The sequence below is a fragment of the Mycobacterium sp. NGS16 genome (genome assembly GCF_059813225.1).
The window spans coordinates 17,173-31,118 of record NZ_JCALEE010000007.1 but is presented as its reverse complement, the minus strand read 5'-3'; the positions used below and the strand labels follow the sequence as shown (position 1 = coordinate 31,118).

12 protein-coding genes are annotated in these 13,946 nt (G+C 69.4%); 5 read left to right on the top strand and 7 right to left on the bottom strand.

Features of this window, described 5'->3' with window-relative positions:
* Nucleotides 1-51 precede the first annotated feature (51 nt).
* From murI to clpS, 5 genes are read right to left on the bottom strand one after another with little or no spacing between them, the layout of a single operon-like run.
* Nucleotides 52-858: a glutamate racemase gene (murI, locus tag AC5Y4Q_RS16055; RefSeq protein WP_109535691.1), complete on the bottom strand. Its 807-nt coding sequence runs from the start codon at nucleotides 856-858 to the stop codon at nucleotides 52-54.
* Nucleotides 849-1,508, bottom strand: coding sequence for a rhomboid family intramembrane serine protease (locus AC5Y4Q_RS16050; protein ID WP_064922463.1), 660 nt, complete (start codon nucleotides 1,506-1,508; stop codon nucleotides 849-851). The genes murI and AC5Y4Q_RS16050 overlap by 10 nt, the downstream gene beginning before the upstream one ends.
* A gap of 5 nt (nucleotides 1,509-1,513) precedes the next feature.
* Nucleotides 1,514-2,575 (bottom strand): P1 family peptidase, encoded by a 1,062-nt coding sequence (locus AC5Y4Q_RS16045; protein ID WP_064922462.1) that lies wholly within the window; start codon nucleotides 2,573-2,575, stop codon nucleotides 1,514-1,516.
* Nucleotides 2,576-2,580: 5 nt separating this feature from the next.
* A complete protein-coding gene (gene aosR / locus AC5Y4Q_RS16040; protein WP_064922461.1) occupies nucleotides 2,581-3,171 on the bottom strand; it encodes an oxidative stress transcriptional regulator AosR in 591 nt (196 codons plus the stop codon).
* Between the two features lie 30 nt (nucleotides 3,172-3,201).
* Nucleotides 3,202-3,516: an ATP-dependent Clp protease adapter ClpS gene (gene clpS, locus AC5Y4Q_RS16035; RefSeq protein WP_064922460.1), complete on the bottom strand. Its 315-nt coding sequence runs from the start codon at nucleotides 3,514-3,516 to the stop codon at nucleotides 3,202-3,204.
* Between the two features lie 55 nt (nucleotides 3,517-3,571).
* Here clpS and AC5Y4Q_RS16030 point away from each other — a divergent pair, with 55 nt between their 5' ends.
* Entirely contained in the window at nucleotides 3,572-4,900 is a 1,329-nt protein-coding gene (locus tag AC5Y4Q_RS16030) for a nicotinate phosphoribosyltransferase (RefSeq protein ID WP_267887753.1), read from the top strand.
* Here AC5Y4Q_RS16030 and AC5Y4Q_RS16025 read toward each other — a convergent pair.
* On the bottom strand, nucleotides 4,897-5,163 hold the full coding sequence (locus AC5Y4Q_RS16025) for a YdeI/OmpD-associated family protein (protein ID WP_064922470.1): 267 nt from the start codon (nucleotides 5,161-5,163) through the stop codon (nucleotides 4,897-4,899). The genes AC5Y4Q_RS16030 and AC5Y4Q_RS16025 overlap by 4 nt on opposite strands.
* Before the next feature lie 71 nt (nucleotides 5,164-5,234).
* On the opposite strand from AC5Y4Q_RS16025, the gene AC5Y4Q_RS16020 reads away from it, so the two are divergent.
* From AC5Y4Q_RS16020 to AC5Y4Q_RS16010, 3 genes are read left to right on the top strand one after another with little or no spacing between them, the layout of a single operon-like run.
* The gene (locus AC5Y4Q_RS16020) at nucleotides 5,235-5,609 is read left to right on the top strand and encodes a nuclear transport factor 2 family protein (RefSeq protein ID WP_064922459.1); all 375 of its coding nucleotides are present in this window, start codon (nucleotides 5,235-5,237) and stop codon (nucleotides 5,607-5,609) included.
* Between the two features lie 44 nt (nucleotides 5,610-5,653).
* Nucleotides 5,654-7,636 carry an ATP-dependent DNA helicase gene (locus tag AC5Y4Q_RS16015; RefSeq protein WP_064922458.1) on the top strand — a complete coding sequence of 661 codons (1,983 nt, stop codon included), beginning with the start codon at nucleotides 5,654-5,656 and terminating at the stop codon, nucleotides 7,634-7,636.
* A gap of 20 nt (nucleotides 7,637-7,656) precedes the next feature.
* A complete protein-coding gene (locus AC5Y4Q_RS16010; RefSeq protein WP_064922457.1) occupies nucleotides 7,657-9,105 on the top strand; it encodes a neutral zinc metallopeptidase in 1,449 nt (482 codons plus the stop codon).
* Between the two features lie 78 nt (nucleotides 9,106-9,183).
* On the opposite strand, the gene glgP is transcribed toward AC5Y4Q_RS16010, so the two are convergent.
* Nucleotides 9,184-11,763: an alpha-glucan family phosphorylase gene (gene glgP / locus AC5Y4Q_RS16005; RefSeq protein WP_499959616.1), complete on the bottom strand. Its 2,580-nt coding sequence runs from the start codon at nucleotides 11,761-11,763 to the stop codon at nucleotides 9,184-9,186.
* Between the two features lie 137 nt (nucleotides 11,764-11,900).
* Between glgP and AC5Y4Q_RS16000 the strand changes: the two genes are divergently transcribed.
* Nucleotides 11,901-13,946 carry an alpha-1,4-glucan--maltose-1-phosphate maltosyltransferase gene (locus AC5Y4Q_RS16000; RefSeq protein ID WP_185746699.1) on the top strand — a complete coding sequence of 682 codons (2,046 nt, stop codon included), beginning with the start codon at nucleotides 11,901-11,903 and terminating at the stop codon, nucleotides 13,944-13,946.

Here is a 13,946-nt window from a genome sequence, read left to right as displayed (position 1 = left end):
CAAGACACGAGCGCTTTGCCCGCTATTCGTCATCGAAATCACGCCGCACGGCTAACTCAACGGGGCGTGACGACGGACGGCTCCGACGCCGGTGATGGCCGGGCCCAGAAATCGCGTGGCCAATGCGGCGAACGCCTCGGGGTCGCCGGTCGCCTCGAACACCCGGGTCGCCGGGGCGGCCCCATGCGGGCGCAGCAGATCGAGCTCGGTCAGCACCCGCAGCAGCTCCTTGGCGGTCTCCTCAGCGCTGGACACCAGTGTCACCTGCTCACCCATCGCCAGCTGGATCAACCCCGACAGCAGCGGGTAGTGGGTGCAGCCCAGCACCAGGGTGTCGACTCCGGCGCGCTGCAGCGGCTCCAGGTAGCCCTCGGCGAGCCCCAACACCTGCCGACCGCTGGTGATACCGCGTTCGACGAAGTCCACGAAGCGCGGGCAGGCCACCGCGGTGATCTCGGTGTCGCGGGCCGCGGCGAACGCGTCCTGATAGGCGTGACTGGTGATGGTCGCTTGGGTGCCGATCACCCCGATCCGGCCGTTGCGGGTGGTGGCCACCGCCCGGCGCACCGCCGGCAGGATCACCTCGACGACGGGCACGTCGTAGCGCTCCCGGGCATCGCGCAGGCACGCGGCCGACGCGGTGTTGCAGGCGATCACCAAGGCCTTGACGCCCCGGTCGACCAGATCGTCGCCGATGGCCAGCGCGTGCGCGCGGACCTCCGGGATGGTCAGCGGGCCGTAGGGCCCGTTGCCGGTGTCACCGACATAGACGATGTCCTCGTCGGGCAGCTGATCGATGATGGAACGTGCGACGGTCAGCCCGCCGACCCCGGAGTCGAAGATCCCGATCACGCCGATACCGCCCGCCGCCGCTCGCGGGCTTTGCGCTCGGGGCCTGACAGCAGGTAGGCGGCCACCACCCCGGCGATCGCCCCGCACAGGTGACCCTGCCAGGACACCCCGCCACAAACGTTCAGCACCGGCACTGCCCCCCAGAGAATCCCGCCGTAGAGCACCAACACCACGAATCCGACCACGATCTGCCAAATTCGGCGGGTGAACAGCCCGAACACCACCAGGAACGCCAACCAGCCGAAGATCAGCCCGGAGGCACCGATGTGGTCGGTGGGCCCGCACGCCGAGCCGACATTGCCGATCAGCCAGGTACCCAGCCCGCCGAGGAGCCACACGATCGCGGTGGCGAGCAGGAACCGGGACTGCCCCGCCAAGGTCACCAGGAAACCGAGGACCAGCGCCGGACCGGTATTCGCCAGCAGATGCCCCCAGTTGGCGTGCAGCAGCGGCGCGAACAGCACCCCCCACAGGCCGTCGGTCTGAAGTGGCCGGATGCCGTTGCGGTCCAGCCGGTGCCCGCCGAGCTGATCGACGGCTTCGATGAGGTAGAGCAGCGCGACGAATGCCGCCACGGTGGTACCGCCGGTGCGCCAGACCGACTTCTTGTCGGGCCGTGGCGCGGGCGACGCGCCGGTCCGGGAGGTCTTGCCCACAGTTGTCACGACCTCCCCGTGGCCTTGTTGGCGAATGCCCCCGGCAACGTGTCCCGGTAGCTCGCTATTCCGGCCACCGGATCGGCGGAAAGCAACCCGACCAGCACCGCTCGCGCCAGGCAGTCCGCCGCGGCCGCACCGACCGCCGTGATCAGCCCGGTCTCCTGCGACATCGCGGCCGGGGTGCCCGCCAGCGGCGGAACCGCCACGGCCCCGGTCGCCAACGCGAACACCGTGTCGCCGTCCACCGGGGTATGGGCGGGCCGGATGGTGCGCGCCAGCCCGTCTTGGGCGGCGATCGCCACCCGCCGGCAGCCGGCCGGGCTGAGCGCGGCGTCGGTAGCCACCACCGCGATGGTGGTGTTGAGCGCGACGGACTTGGGCTCCAACCCGGCGAGCATCGCCAGCTGTTCGGACGGCGGCGCGGTCAGACCGAATTCCTCGACGAGATGGGCCGACCAGGGCAGGCCGGTCGTGGCGTCGATGACCTCGCCGGTGGGGTTCACCACGACCAGCGCCCCCACCGTCACGGTGTGTTGCTCGAGTTCGAGGGTGGCCGATGCGGTGCCCACCCCGCCCTTGAGGACCCCGGCCCGGGCCCCGACTCCGGCGCCGACGCTGCCGACGGCCGGATTCTGGCCACCGGGCCCGGCGGCCGCCGCGGCGGCGGCATAGCCGAATTGCGCAGTGGGCCGCCGATCCCAGCCTCCGACCGGCAGGTCGAAGATGACCGCGGCCGGCACGATCGGCACCACGCCGCCGTCCAGCGCTACCCCGCGGCCCTGCTCCTCCAGCCAGGTCATCACCCCGTCGGCGGTCGCCAGGCCGTAGGCGCTCCCGCCGGAGAGCACCACCGCATCCACCCAGCGCACGCTGTTGGCCGGGTCCAACAGATCGGTCTCCCGGCTTCCCGGCGCGCCCCCACGACAGTCGACGGCACCGACCGTCCCCGGTGGCGTCAACACCACGGTGACCCCGCTGGCCCAACCGGACCCGAGCGTCGCATCCGGATCGAGCCGGTGATGGTGACCCACCCGGATGCCGGCGACATCGGTGATCGAACCCATGCCCGTCATCGCCGTCCCATCAAGGCGACCACCAGGTATTCCTGCAGCACGGTGAGCCACTGATAGACGCTGAGCTGACCGGCCATCGGATCACCCGGTTGCAGCCGCTCCGGGCCGTCGGGACCGATCTGCAGCATGGTGCCCAGCGCCAGACGAATGTCGTTGACCGCCGCGATCCAGGCGTTCGCCTGCTCCTCGGTCAGCTCGAAACGACCGCCCTGCTCCGGCAGTGAGTCCAGGAGCTGTTGTGCTGCAGCGCGTTTCGCATCGATGATCTCCGGCTCGTGCAGACTGCGCAGCGCAGCGTTCAGGCCGGTCACATCAACGGTGGAGTCCTCGGCCGGCCCACCGTCACCCTCGGGCCGGTAGAAGTCCGGCAGCAGCCGCCGCGTGGTGGCGTCCTCCGGCGGGTTGGCGTTGCCGGTCCGGATCCCGGTTATCTGCTCGAGTTCATCCGGCGGAGAGGCGGATTGACGCGCCTCGAGCATGCCGTCGATCGAGCCGACCAGATTCCGGAGCAGCGCAGCCTCATGCAGTGCCAGCGCGGACCGGAAGCGGGGGCCGTCGTCGGTTTCAACCCGCTTCCACTTGTGCACGGTAGGGCCCGGTTCCCTTCGGTTGGCGTCTCAGCGGTCCTGCTGCATGGTCGCCCACAACCCGGCGGCATGCAGTTTGGACACGTCGACCTCCATCGACTCCCGGCTCCCGGCAGACACCACGGCCTTGCCCTCGTGGTGCACCTGCAACATCAGTTTGGTCGCGTGCGGCTCGCTGTAACCGAACAGCTTCTGAAAGACATATGTCACATAGGTCATCAGGTTGACCGGGTCGTCCCAGACGATGGTCACCCAGGGCGAGGCGGTGTCCTCGACCGGGTCAGCCTGCCGCTGGCCGGTGCCCTGCGGTTTCACCGGGGTGGACGTCGCTGCTGACGTGGCCATACCGCTCAGGATACCGAGCCGAGGTGGGGTCGAGTCCAGCCGATACGGTTGGCGGGTGGACACCTCGGCCCGCTGCGGTGGGCTGCTCACCGACAAGTACGAGCTGACCATGCTGGCCGCGGCGCTGCGCGACGGCACGGCCAGCCGGCGGACCAGCTTCGAATTGTTCGCCCGCCGGCTCCCCGAAGGCCGCCGCTACGGGGTGGTCGCCGGCACCGACCGTTTCCTGGCGGCGCTGACCGCGTTCTGCTTCGACGACGCCGCGCTGAGCCTGCTCGCGGAGTTCCTGGACCCGGAGACCTTGCGGTACCTGGGAGATTTCCGCTTTCGCGGTGACGTCGACGGTTACGCCGAGGGCGAGTTGTACTTCGCCGGGTCACCGGTGCTCAGCGTGCACGGCAGCTTCGCCGAGTGCATCGTGCTGGAGACACTGCTGCTGTCGATCTTCAACCACGACACCGCCATCGCCTCGGCGGCCGCCCGGATGGTCAGCGCGGCCGGTGACCGGCCGCTGATCGAGATGGGGTCACGGCGCACCCACGAGCAGGCCGCCGTCGCCGCGGCCCGCGCCGCCTACCTGGCCGGGTTCGCCGGGACGTCCAATCTGGAAGCGCACCGCAGCTTCGGCGTGCCGGTGCTGGGCACCAGCGCGCACGCCTTCACCCTGCTGCACACCGGCGCCGACGATGCCGGCGAACTGGCGGCATTCCGCTCCCAGGTCGCCGCGCAGGGTGTCGACACCACGCTGTTGGTCGACACCTACGACGTCACCACCGGAGTGGCCCGTGCCGTGGAGGCGGCCGGCCCGCGGCTCGGCGCGGTCCGGATCGACTCGGGCGAGCTGGCGGTGCTGGCCCATCAGGTCCGCGACCAGCTGGACCGGTTGGGCGCCACCGCGACCAAGATCGTGGTCTCCGGTGATCTCGACGAGTTCGCCATTGCGGCGCTGCGAGCCGCCCCAGTCGACAGTTACGGCGTCGGCACCGCGCTGGTGACCGGATCGGGTGCGCCGGCGGCCGGGTTCGTCTACAAGCTGGTCGAGGTGGATGGTGTGCCGGTGCACAAGCGCAGCACCGACAAGACGTCGGCGGGCGGGCGCAAGCAGGCGCTGCGGGTGTCGCGGTCGAGCGGCACCCTCGTCGAGGAGGTCGTCTACCCCGCCGGCCGGCCGCCGGAGGTCAACGAACCGAACCGGCTGCTGACCGTTCCGCTGGTGCGCGGTGGCGAGGTGGTCACCGGTACCGGAGCGACGGCCCTGGCCGCGGCCCGCGACCGCGTGGCTTCCGGACTGCACAGTCTGCCCTGGGAGGGACTGAAGCTCGCGCACGGTGAGCCGGCGATACCGACCCGGGTGATCGCCGGTGAACCCAGGTCGTCGGCCTAACGGCCGTTGCGTTCGCGGTGCTTGCACCCGGGCCAGCAGCACGGGCGCCGTTTGCCTTCCTCCAGCTCCTCGCGGGTCCGGCGGATGCGTCGTTCGCGGGTTTTGGCCTGCTTGGCGTCCTCGACCCAGCAGATGAACTCGTTGCGCGCCAACGGCGTAATGTCCTGCCACGCCGCCAACGCGGTGGCGCTGACGGCCAACCCGTCGCGCAGATCGTCTGGGAGTTCGTGCACCGCTCCGCCGGGCAATCGCTGGCTGGTCATCGCCACAGGGTATGCGAATCAGCAGGCAAATGAGTGGGGTCCAGGGTGGTCGTGTCGCTACAGTTCGCGGAATGAAGCTCGATGCGACGGCCTTCAGCCGGCAGTGGGCCCGGGCCTGGAACGCCCACGACGTGGAGGCGGTGCTGGCGCACTTTCGAGATGACGTGCTCTTCACCTCGCCGGTGGCCGCCCAGATGTTTCCCGAGACGGCGGGGGTGATCCGTGGGAAACCCGCGCTGCGCCGCTATTGGACCGCAGCGCTGGAGCGGCTGACGGATCTGCATTTCGTCGTCGAAGCCGTCTATCGGGGCATCGACACCGTCGTCATCACCTACCGCAACCAAAACGACGGCCTCGTCAACGAGGTATTGCGCTTCGACGAGGACGGCCAGGTCGTCGAGGGGCACGGAACCTATCTCGCCACCGGGACGCCCGGGGCGACGTGAGGACATGACGACGCCCGTCCGAGGCGGGCTACCGTGAGCACACCATGGCTGACCCCTCCGTCCCCGAGCTGCTCGGCGCCGCGGTAGCCGCCCTGGGCGGCAGCCAACGCGACGGCCAGGTACGCATGGCCGAGGCGGTGGCACAGGCCTTCGACAACGGCGAACACCTGGCGGTGCAAGCCGGCACTGGCACCGGCAAATCACTGGCCTACCTGGTCCCCGCGATCGCCCGAGCGGTGACCGACGACCATCCAGTGGTGGTGTCGACCGCGACCATCGCGCTGCAGCGCCAGCTCGTGGACCGCGACCTGCCGCGCCTGGCCGACGCACTCGAAGCTGTGCTCCCCCGGCGTCCCACCTTCGCTCTGCTCAAGGGCAGACGAAATTACCTCTGCTTGAACAAGATCCACAGTGGATCAGCTGATGAGTCGGACGAGGCGCCCCAGGAGGAACTGTTCGAGCCGTTCGCCGCCAGCGCCCTGGGCCGCGACGTGCAGCGGCTCACCGCCTGGGCGCAGACCACCGACTCCGGCGACCGCGACGACCTCAAACCCGGTGTACCCGAGCGGTCCTGGTCTCAAGTCAGCGTGTCGGCGCGGGAATGCCTGGGCGCAACCCGCTGCCAATTCGGTATCGACTGCTTCGCCGAGCGAGCCCGCGCCGTCGCCGCCGAGGCCGATATCGTCGTCACCAATCACGCCCTGCTGGCGATCGATGCCATCTCGGAGACCAACGTTTTGCCCGTGCACCAACTGCTGGTGGTCGACGAGGCGCACGAGCTGGTGGACCGGGTGACGTCGGTGGCCACCGGGGAGCTGACCGCGGCCACGCTCAGTGCCGCGGTGCGGCGGATCAGCCGGTTGGTTTCCCCGGAACTGGCGCAGCGCCTCGATGCCGCATCGCTGACGTTCGGCTCGGCGATTCACGACGGCACCCCCGGGCGGATGGATCACCTCGACGACGAGCTGGCGACCTACCTGGCCGCGCTGCGCGATGCCGCCGGCGCGGTCCGCTCGGCGATCGACACTGCACCGGCTGACCCCAAAGCCGCCGCCGCCCGCAAGGAGGCGGTCGCCGCACTCTCCGAGATCGCCGACACCGCCGCGCGGATTCTGGCCTCGTTCGAGCCGGCGATCCCCGAGCGCTCCGACGTGGTGTGGCTCAGCCACGAAGACAACCGGGGATCGGTGCGTCCGGTGCTGCGGGTGGCACCGCTGGCAGTGGCCGGCCTGTTGCGGGAGCGGCTGTTCGCCCGGGCGACGACGGTACTGACCTCCGCCACGCTGACGATCGGCGGTTCCTTCGACGCGATGGCCGGCGCCTGGGGCTTGACCGGCGGCGCACAGTCCGGCGATGCGCGTTGGCGCGGGCTGGATGTCGGGTCACCGTTTGCGCACGCCAAAGCCGGGATCCTGTACGTGGCCGCGCACCTGCCGCCGCCCGGTCGTGACGGCACCGGAACGCAGGCACAGCTCGACGAGATCGCCGGGCTGATCACCGCGGCCGGCGGGCGCACCCTGGGTCTGTTCTCCTCGATGCGCGCGGCGCGCGCCGCGGCCGAGGCGATGCGGGAACGGCTGGACACCCCGGTGCTGTGCCAGGGCGACGACACCACCGGAGCGTTGGTCGAGCAGTTCGCTGCCGACGCCGACACCTCGCTGTTCGGCACATTGTCGCTGTGGCAGGGCGTCGACGTACCCGGCCCGTCGCTGTCGCTGGTGCTCATCGACCGCATCCCGTTCCCGCGGCCCGACGACCCGCTGCTGACCGCTCGGCAGCGCGCGGTGAGTGCCCGCGGGGGCAACGGTTTCATGGCGGTCGCTGCCAACCATGCCGCACTGTTGCTGGCCCAGGGTGCGGGCCGGTTGCTGCGCAGCGTCGACGACCGGGGGGTGGTGGCGGTGCTCGACTCGCGGATGGCGACCGCCCGCTACGCCGGTTATCTGCGGGCATCGCTGCCGCCGTTCTGGGCGACGACCGACACCGCCAAGGTCCGTCTGGCACTGCAGCGGCTGCGCGCCGGTTGAGCGCACTATCGTGATGTCCCATGCGACCTGGCCGCCGACGGCACCGTGTTCTTGCCACCGCCTGCATCTGGGTGCTGCTGTTGAGCGGATGCGCCCGGATGCTGGACGGTCATCCGGTGTCGATCTTCGCCGACCCTTTCCGGGTGGGCGGCCTGCAGGCGGTCGACGGGCCCACCGGGCTGCGACCCGACGCCCCGCCACCGAGCCGCGAGGTCGCCGGCACCGACGGCGGTCGCATCGACCAGCTCGCCGCCCAGTCGGTCAGTGATCTCGAGGCGTTCTGGACGGTCAGCTATCCCAACACCTTTGACGGCGATTTCGAGCCGGTGAAATCGCTGCTCTCGTGGGATCCCGGGCAGCTACGCGGAACGTTCTGCAAGAGTAGGACTTTCCTGCTGGTCAACGCCGCCTACTGCTACCTGGACCACACCATCGGGTGGGATCGCCGGTTGCTGTTGCCGGCGCTGCGCAGCGCCTACGGGGACATGGCGATCACCATGGTGCTCGCTCATGAGTACGGCCACGCGATCGCCCGCGCGGCCGGGATCACCAAACGGCGCCAGACCCCGACCCTGGTGGCGGAGCAGCAGGCCGACTGTCTGGCGGGGGTCTACCTGCGCTGGGTCGCCCACGGTGACTCGCCCCGCTTCACGCTCAGCACCGGTGACGGGTTGAACGCCGTGTTGGCCGCGATGCTGGCGCTGCGCGATCCGCTGCTGAACCCCGGAGAAACCATCGGCGACAATGAACACGGCTCGGCCTTCGAGCGGATCTCGGCGTTCCAATTCGGGTTTACCGACGGCGCCGGATCATGTAAGGCCATCGACGCCAAGGAGATCGAACAACGTCGCGGCGACCTACCCGTGCAGCTGCAGCAGAACGAGACCGGTGAGGTACCCGTCAGCGAGGCGTCGGTGCGGCTCATCGTCGAGGCGATGAACATCGCGTTCACCCCGGCCAAACCGCCGCAACTGACCTTCGACGCCGCCGCCGGCTCGTCGTGCACCGATGCCCGTCCCAGCTCGCCGGCGTCGTACTGTCCGGCGACCAACACCATCGCGGTCGACTTGCCGGCCCTGCAGGCCATGGGCACCCCGAGCAAGGACAAGAAGTTGGCGACGCTGTCCGGCGACAACACCGCCTATTCGGTGCTGATGTCGCGGTACCTGCAGGCGGTGCAGATCGAGCACGGGGGTTTGGTGCTCGACAACGCCGCCGCGGCGCTGCGCACCGCGTGCCTGACCGGAGTGGCCACCACCAAGCTGTCCCAAGGGATCACCACCTCCAACGGCGGCATCATCGCGTTGACCGCAGGCGATCTGGACGAGGCCGTCGCCGGGCTGCTCACCAACGGTCTGGCTGCCGGCGACGTCAACGGTGAGTCGGTGCCCGCCGGCTTCTCCCGCATCGACGCCTACCGCACCGGGGTGCTCGGCGACTTCGACCGCTGCCTGCAGCGCTTCCCCTGACGCCCCGGCGAGCAGACGCGAAAGCCCCTAAAAGCGGTCGATTTGAAAGGCTTTCATGTCTGCTCGCGCTAAGCGCGGTTAGGTGGCCAACGTGACCAGGCCCAGCTCGGCATCGCCGGACAGCAACGGGTGGCTCGGCAGCACCCGCACGGTGTAGCCCACCGAACCGGCGACCGGGAGCGGGGTGGTCGTCGAAAACACTTCGGTTCCATCGGCGCCGGTGCGCTCGTGTGTCATCACCACGGTGGCCGGTTCCAGCAGACTGTCACCGGAATCGAGCCGGCCCAGCACCGCCTGCACCGTCACCTCGTCGGGCCCCAGGCCGGCCAACCGAACCGTGGCGGTCAGCGTCAGCTCCGAACCCAGCAGCGGGGTGTCGGGCAGTCCGGTGCTGTCGACGTCGGTGATCTCGATCTGCGGCCAGGCCCGCTGAACGCGCCGGCGGTAGTCGGCCAGCCGTCGCGCCGCACCGTAGGGCACCCCGTCGATCGGTTCGCAGGTGCGCCGCATCGACTGCGCCGCCGGGGCGTAGCACCGCTCGACGTAGTCGCGCACCATCCGCGAGGCCAGCACTTTCGGCCCGAGCGTCTGCAGCGTGTGGTGCACCATCTCGATCCAGCGCGGCGGTACGCCACGTTCGTCGCGGTCGTAGAACTTCGGGACCACCGACTGCGCCAGCAGGTCGTAGAGCGCCGCGGCTTCCAAATCGTCGCGGCGGTTCTCATCGGCCACCCCGTCGGCGGTCGGGATCGCCCAGCCGTTCTCCCCGTCGAACCACTCGTCCCACCAACCGTCACGGATGGACAGGTTCAGCCCGCCGTTGAGCGCACTCTTCATTCCCGAGGTGCCGCACGCCTCCAGCGGCCGCAGCGGATTGTTCAGCCACACATCGCATCCGGCGTAGAGCCGCCGCGCCATCGACATGTCGTAGTCGGGCAGGAACGCAACCCGATGGCGTACTTCCGGGCGATCGGCGAAGCGCACCACCTGCTGGATCAGCGCCTTGCCGTCATCGTCGGCCGGATGGGACTTGCCGGCCACGATCAGCTGCACCGGGCGATGCTCGTCGAGCAAAAGCTGCTCCAACCGGTCCGGGTCGCGCAGCATCAACGTCAACCGCTTGTAGGTCGGCACCCGGCGAGCAAAACCGATAGTCAGCACATTGGGATCGAATGCCGTTGCAATCCAGCCTAATTCGGCCTCGGAGGCGCCGCGCTCCAGACCGGACTGCAGCAACCGCAACCTGACCTCGTCGACCAGCAACGACCGCAGCTGCGAGCGGATCGACCACAGCGCAACGGGATCGACTTCTTGAAGACGCTGCCAGGCCGCGGGCTCGCTGAACGAATCCGCGGTGGCCAGGTCGCGGCCGAGCTGCAACCACGGCGGAGCCGCCCAACTGGGAGCGTGCACGCCATTGGTGATCGAGCCGATCGGCACCTCGTCCGCGTCGAAACCGGGCCACAGGCCGTTGAACATGGCCCGGCTGACCCGGCCGTGCAGCCGCGAGACGCCGTTGGCCCGCTGGGCCAGCCTCAGACCCATGTGGGCCATGTTGAACATGCCGGAATCGTCTTCGGCGCCCAGCTCGAGGATCCGTTCGACCGGGACCCCGGCGACCAGCGCATCGCCGTCGAAATAGCGCCGCACCATGTCGATTCCGAACCGGTCGATACCCGCCGGTACCGGGGTATGGGTGGTGAACACCGTCGCCGAGCGCACCACCGCCAGCGCGGTGTCGAAATTCAGGCCTTGTTCGGCGATCAGCTCACGGATGCGCTCGATTCCGAGGAAGCCGGCGTGGCCCTCGTTCATGTGGAACACCTCGGGGGCGGGCATGCCGGTGAGGGCGGTGAACGCCCGGATCGCTCGCACCCCGCCGATCCCGGCCAAGATCTCCTGGCGGATCCGGTGCTCCTGGTCACCGCCGTACAACCGGTCGGTGACGCCGCGCAACTGGTGCTCGTTCTCGCCGATGTCGGAGTCCAACAACAACAGCGGTACCCGGCCGACCTGTGCGACCCAGATCCGCGCGCACAACCGGCCCACCCCCGGCAGCGCCACCTCGATCAACGCCGGATTGCCCGCCGCGTCGGCCAGCAGCCGCAGCGGCAGCCCCTGCGGGTCCAGCGACGGATAGGTCTCCCGTTGCCAGCCGTCAGCGGTCAGCGATTGGCGGAAATATCCGGAGCGGTAGTACAGCCCGACCGCAATCAACGGCACGCCCAGATCCGACGCCGACTTCAGGTGGTCCCCGGCCAGGATGCCCAGGCCTCCCGAGTAGTTGGGCAGCGCCTCGGCGACACCGAACTCCATGGAGAAGTACGCGATGCCCGCAGGTAGTGCCGCGCCGCTGTCCTGCTGGTGTTGATACCACCGGGGCTGCGTCAGGTACTCGGTGAGCTCGGCTGACAGGGAGTCGAGCCGCCCGGTGAATGCCTCGTCGGCGGCCAGTTCGTCAAGCCGGTTCGGGCTCACCGCGCCCAGCAGCGCCACCGGATCCCGGCCGCATCCGGCCCACAGCTCCGGGTCGATGGCGGCGAACAGCTCCTGCGTCGACTGCTCCCACGACCAGCGCAGATTCATCGAGAGTTGCTCAAGTGCCCGCAGCCGGTCGGGAAGATGTGCACGAACGGTGAACCGGCGGAGTGCTTTCACGCGTCACTACCTTACGGCGGTCCAGCGAGGCTCGCCGGAGTTGGCCCGAAGGGTCGGCGGTGGCGAACCGGCCGTGTCGTGCCGGTCGCCATCGGCAGCCCATTACCGTGGGCACCGACAGCCCCACGACGAACGGAGTGTGCGTGCCTGGTCGTGTCGAGGTCGACGACGTCGAACCGGTCATCTCGTGCGGCCGCTACCCGGCCAAGGCCGTGGTCGGCGAGACGGTGCCGGTGAAGGCCACCGTGTGGCGGGAAGGCCACGACGCGGTCGCCGCGACCCTGGTGGTGTGCTACCTCGGACGGCACTATCCGCAACCCGGTGAGCCGCCGGACGAGCACGCGTCCAGCACGCCACTGTGCATCCGGATGGAGACCGGGTTCGACGCCTACGTGTTCCACGGCAGCTTCACCCCCGACGCGGTCGGGCTGTGGACGTTTTGCGTGGAGGGCTGGAGCGACCCGGTGGCGAGCTGGCGCAGCGCCGTGACCGCCAAGCTCGACGCCGGCCAGGGCGAAGCCGAACTCTCCAACGACCTGGTGATCGGCGCCGGGTTGCTGGACCGTGCCGCGGCCGCCATGCCGCCCGCACAGCGCCGGCCGGTGCAGGCGGCCGCCGCCGCCCTGCGCGCGCCCGGCGACCCGGCGACCCGGGCCGCCCCGGCACTCTCGGCCGAGGTCGACGAGCTGCTGGCCCGTCACCCGCTGCGCGACCTGCTCACCCCGGGCCCGGAGTACCAGGTGTGGGTGGATCGGCCGCTGGCCCGCCGCGGCGCGTGGTATGAGATGTTCCCCCGCTCGACCGGCGGGTGGGATGCCGACGGCCGTCCGGTGCACGGAACGTTCGCCACCGCGGCGGCGGCACTGCCGCGGATCGCCGAGATGGGCTTCGACGTGGTCTATCTGCCGCCGATTCACCCGATCGGCCGGGTGCACCGCAAGGGCCGCAACAACTCCGCGACGGCCGAGCCCGGTGATGTCGGTTCGCCGTGGGCCATCGGCAGCGCCGAGGGCGGTCACGACGCGGTGCACCCCGACCTCGGCACCATCGACGACTTCGACGACTTCGTGGCGGCAGCCCGGCGGCTGAACCTCGAGGTCGCCTTGGATCTGGCGCTGCAGTGCGCACCGGATCACCCCTGGGTCGGCCAGCATCCGGAGTGGTTCACCGCGCTACCCGACGGCACCATCGCCTACGCCGAGAACCCGCCGAAGAAGTATCAGGATATCTACCCGCTGAACTTCGACAACGATCCGGCCGGGCTCTACGCCGAGGTGCTACGGGTGGTCCGGTTCTGGATAGCTCACGGGGTCAAGGTCTTTCGGGTCGACAATCCGCACACCAAGCCACCGGACTTCTGGATCTGGCTGATCGGGGCCGTCAAGAACATCGACGCCGACGTGCTGTTCCTATCCGAAGCCTTCACCCCGCCCGCGCGCCAGTACGGACTGGCCAAACTGGGCTTCACCCAGTCCTATACCTACTTCACGTGGCGGACGACGAAGGCAGAGCTGACCGAGTTCGGCCAGCAGATCGCCGAACTGGCCGACTACCGCCGACCGAATCTGTTCGTCAACACCCCCGACATCCTGCACGCCAGCTTGCAGTCGGGCGGGCCCGGGATGTTCGCCATCCGCGCGGTGCTGGCGGCCACCCTGGGACCGGCGTGGGGGGTGTACTCCGGCTTCGAATTGTTCGAAGACCGCGCGCTGCACGCGGGCAGCGAGGAGTACCTGGACTCGGAGAAGTACGAACTGCGTCCTCGTGACTTCGCCGCCGCTGTCGCTGAGGGCAGGTCACTGGAACCGTTTATTGCCCGGCTCAACGAGATCCGCCGGATGCATCCGGCGTTGAGTCAGCTACGCACGGTGCATTTCCACTCGATCGACAACGACGCGTTGCTGGCCTACAGCAAGTTCGATCCGCACACCGGCGACACCGTGCTGGTGGTGGTCACCTTGAACCCGTTCACGCCCGAGCACGCGACGCTGCGGCTGGATATGTGGGCGCTGGGAATGCAGGACTACCAACGGTTCTGGGTCCGTGACCAGATCAGCGGTGAGGACTACCACTGGGGGCAGGAGAACTGGGTGCGCCTGGACCCGGCGCGGGCGGTCGCCCACATCGTCAACATGCCGCCGATCACGGCGCAGGCCCGCACCGAACTGCTGCGCCGCCGGTGA

What these genes read in the sequence shown, in the direction of transcription:
- AC5Y4Q_RS16045 (WP_064922462.1), bottom strand. Translation starts at nt 2,575, where the DNA reads ATGGGTTCGATCACCGATGTCGCCGGCATCCGGGTGGGTCACCATCAC.
- clpS (WP_064922460.1), bottom strand. Translation starts at nt 3,516, where the DNA reads ATGGCCACGTCAGCAGCGACGTCCACCCCGGTGAAACCGCAGGGCACC.
- AC5Y4Q_RS16025 (WP_064922470.1), bottom strand. Translation starts at nt 5,163, where the DNA reads ATGACCAGCCAGCGATTGCCCGGCGGAGCGGTGCACGAACTCCCAGAC.
- AC5Y4Q_RS16020 (WP_064922459.1), top strand. Translation starts at nt 5,235, where the DNA reads ATGAAGCTCGATGCGACGGCCTTCAGCCGGCAGTGGGCCCGGGCCTGG.
- AC5Y4Q_RS16015 (WP_064922458.1), top strand. Translation starts at nt 5,654, where the DNA reads ATGGCTGACCCCTCCGTCCCCGAGCTGCTCGGCGCCGCGGTAGCCGCC.
- AC5Y4Q_RS16010 (WP_064922457.1), top strand. Translation starts at nt 7,657, where the DNA reads ATGCGACCTGGCCGCCGACGGCACCGTGTTCTTGCCACCGCCTGCATC.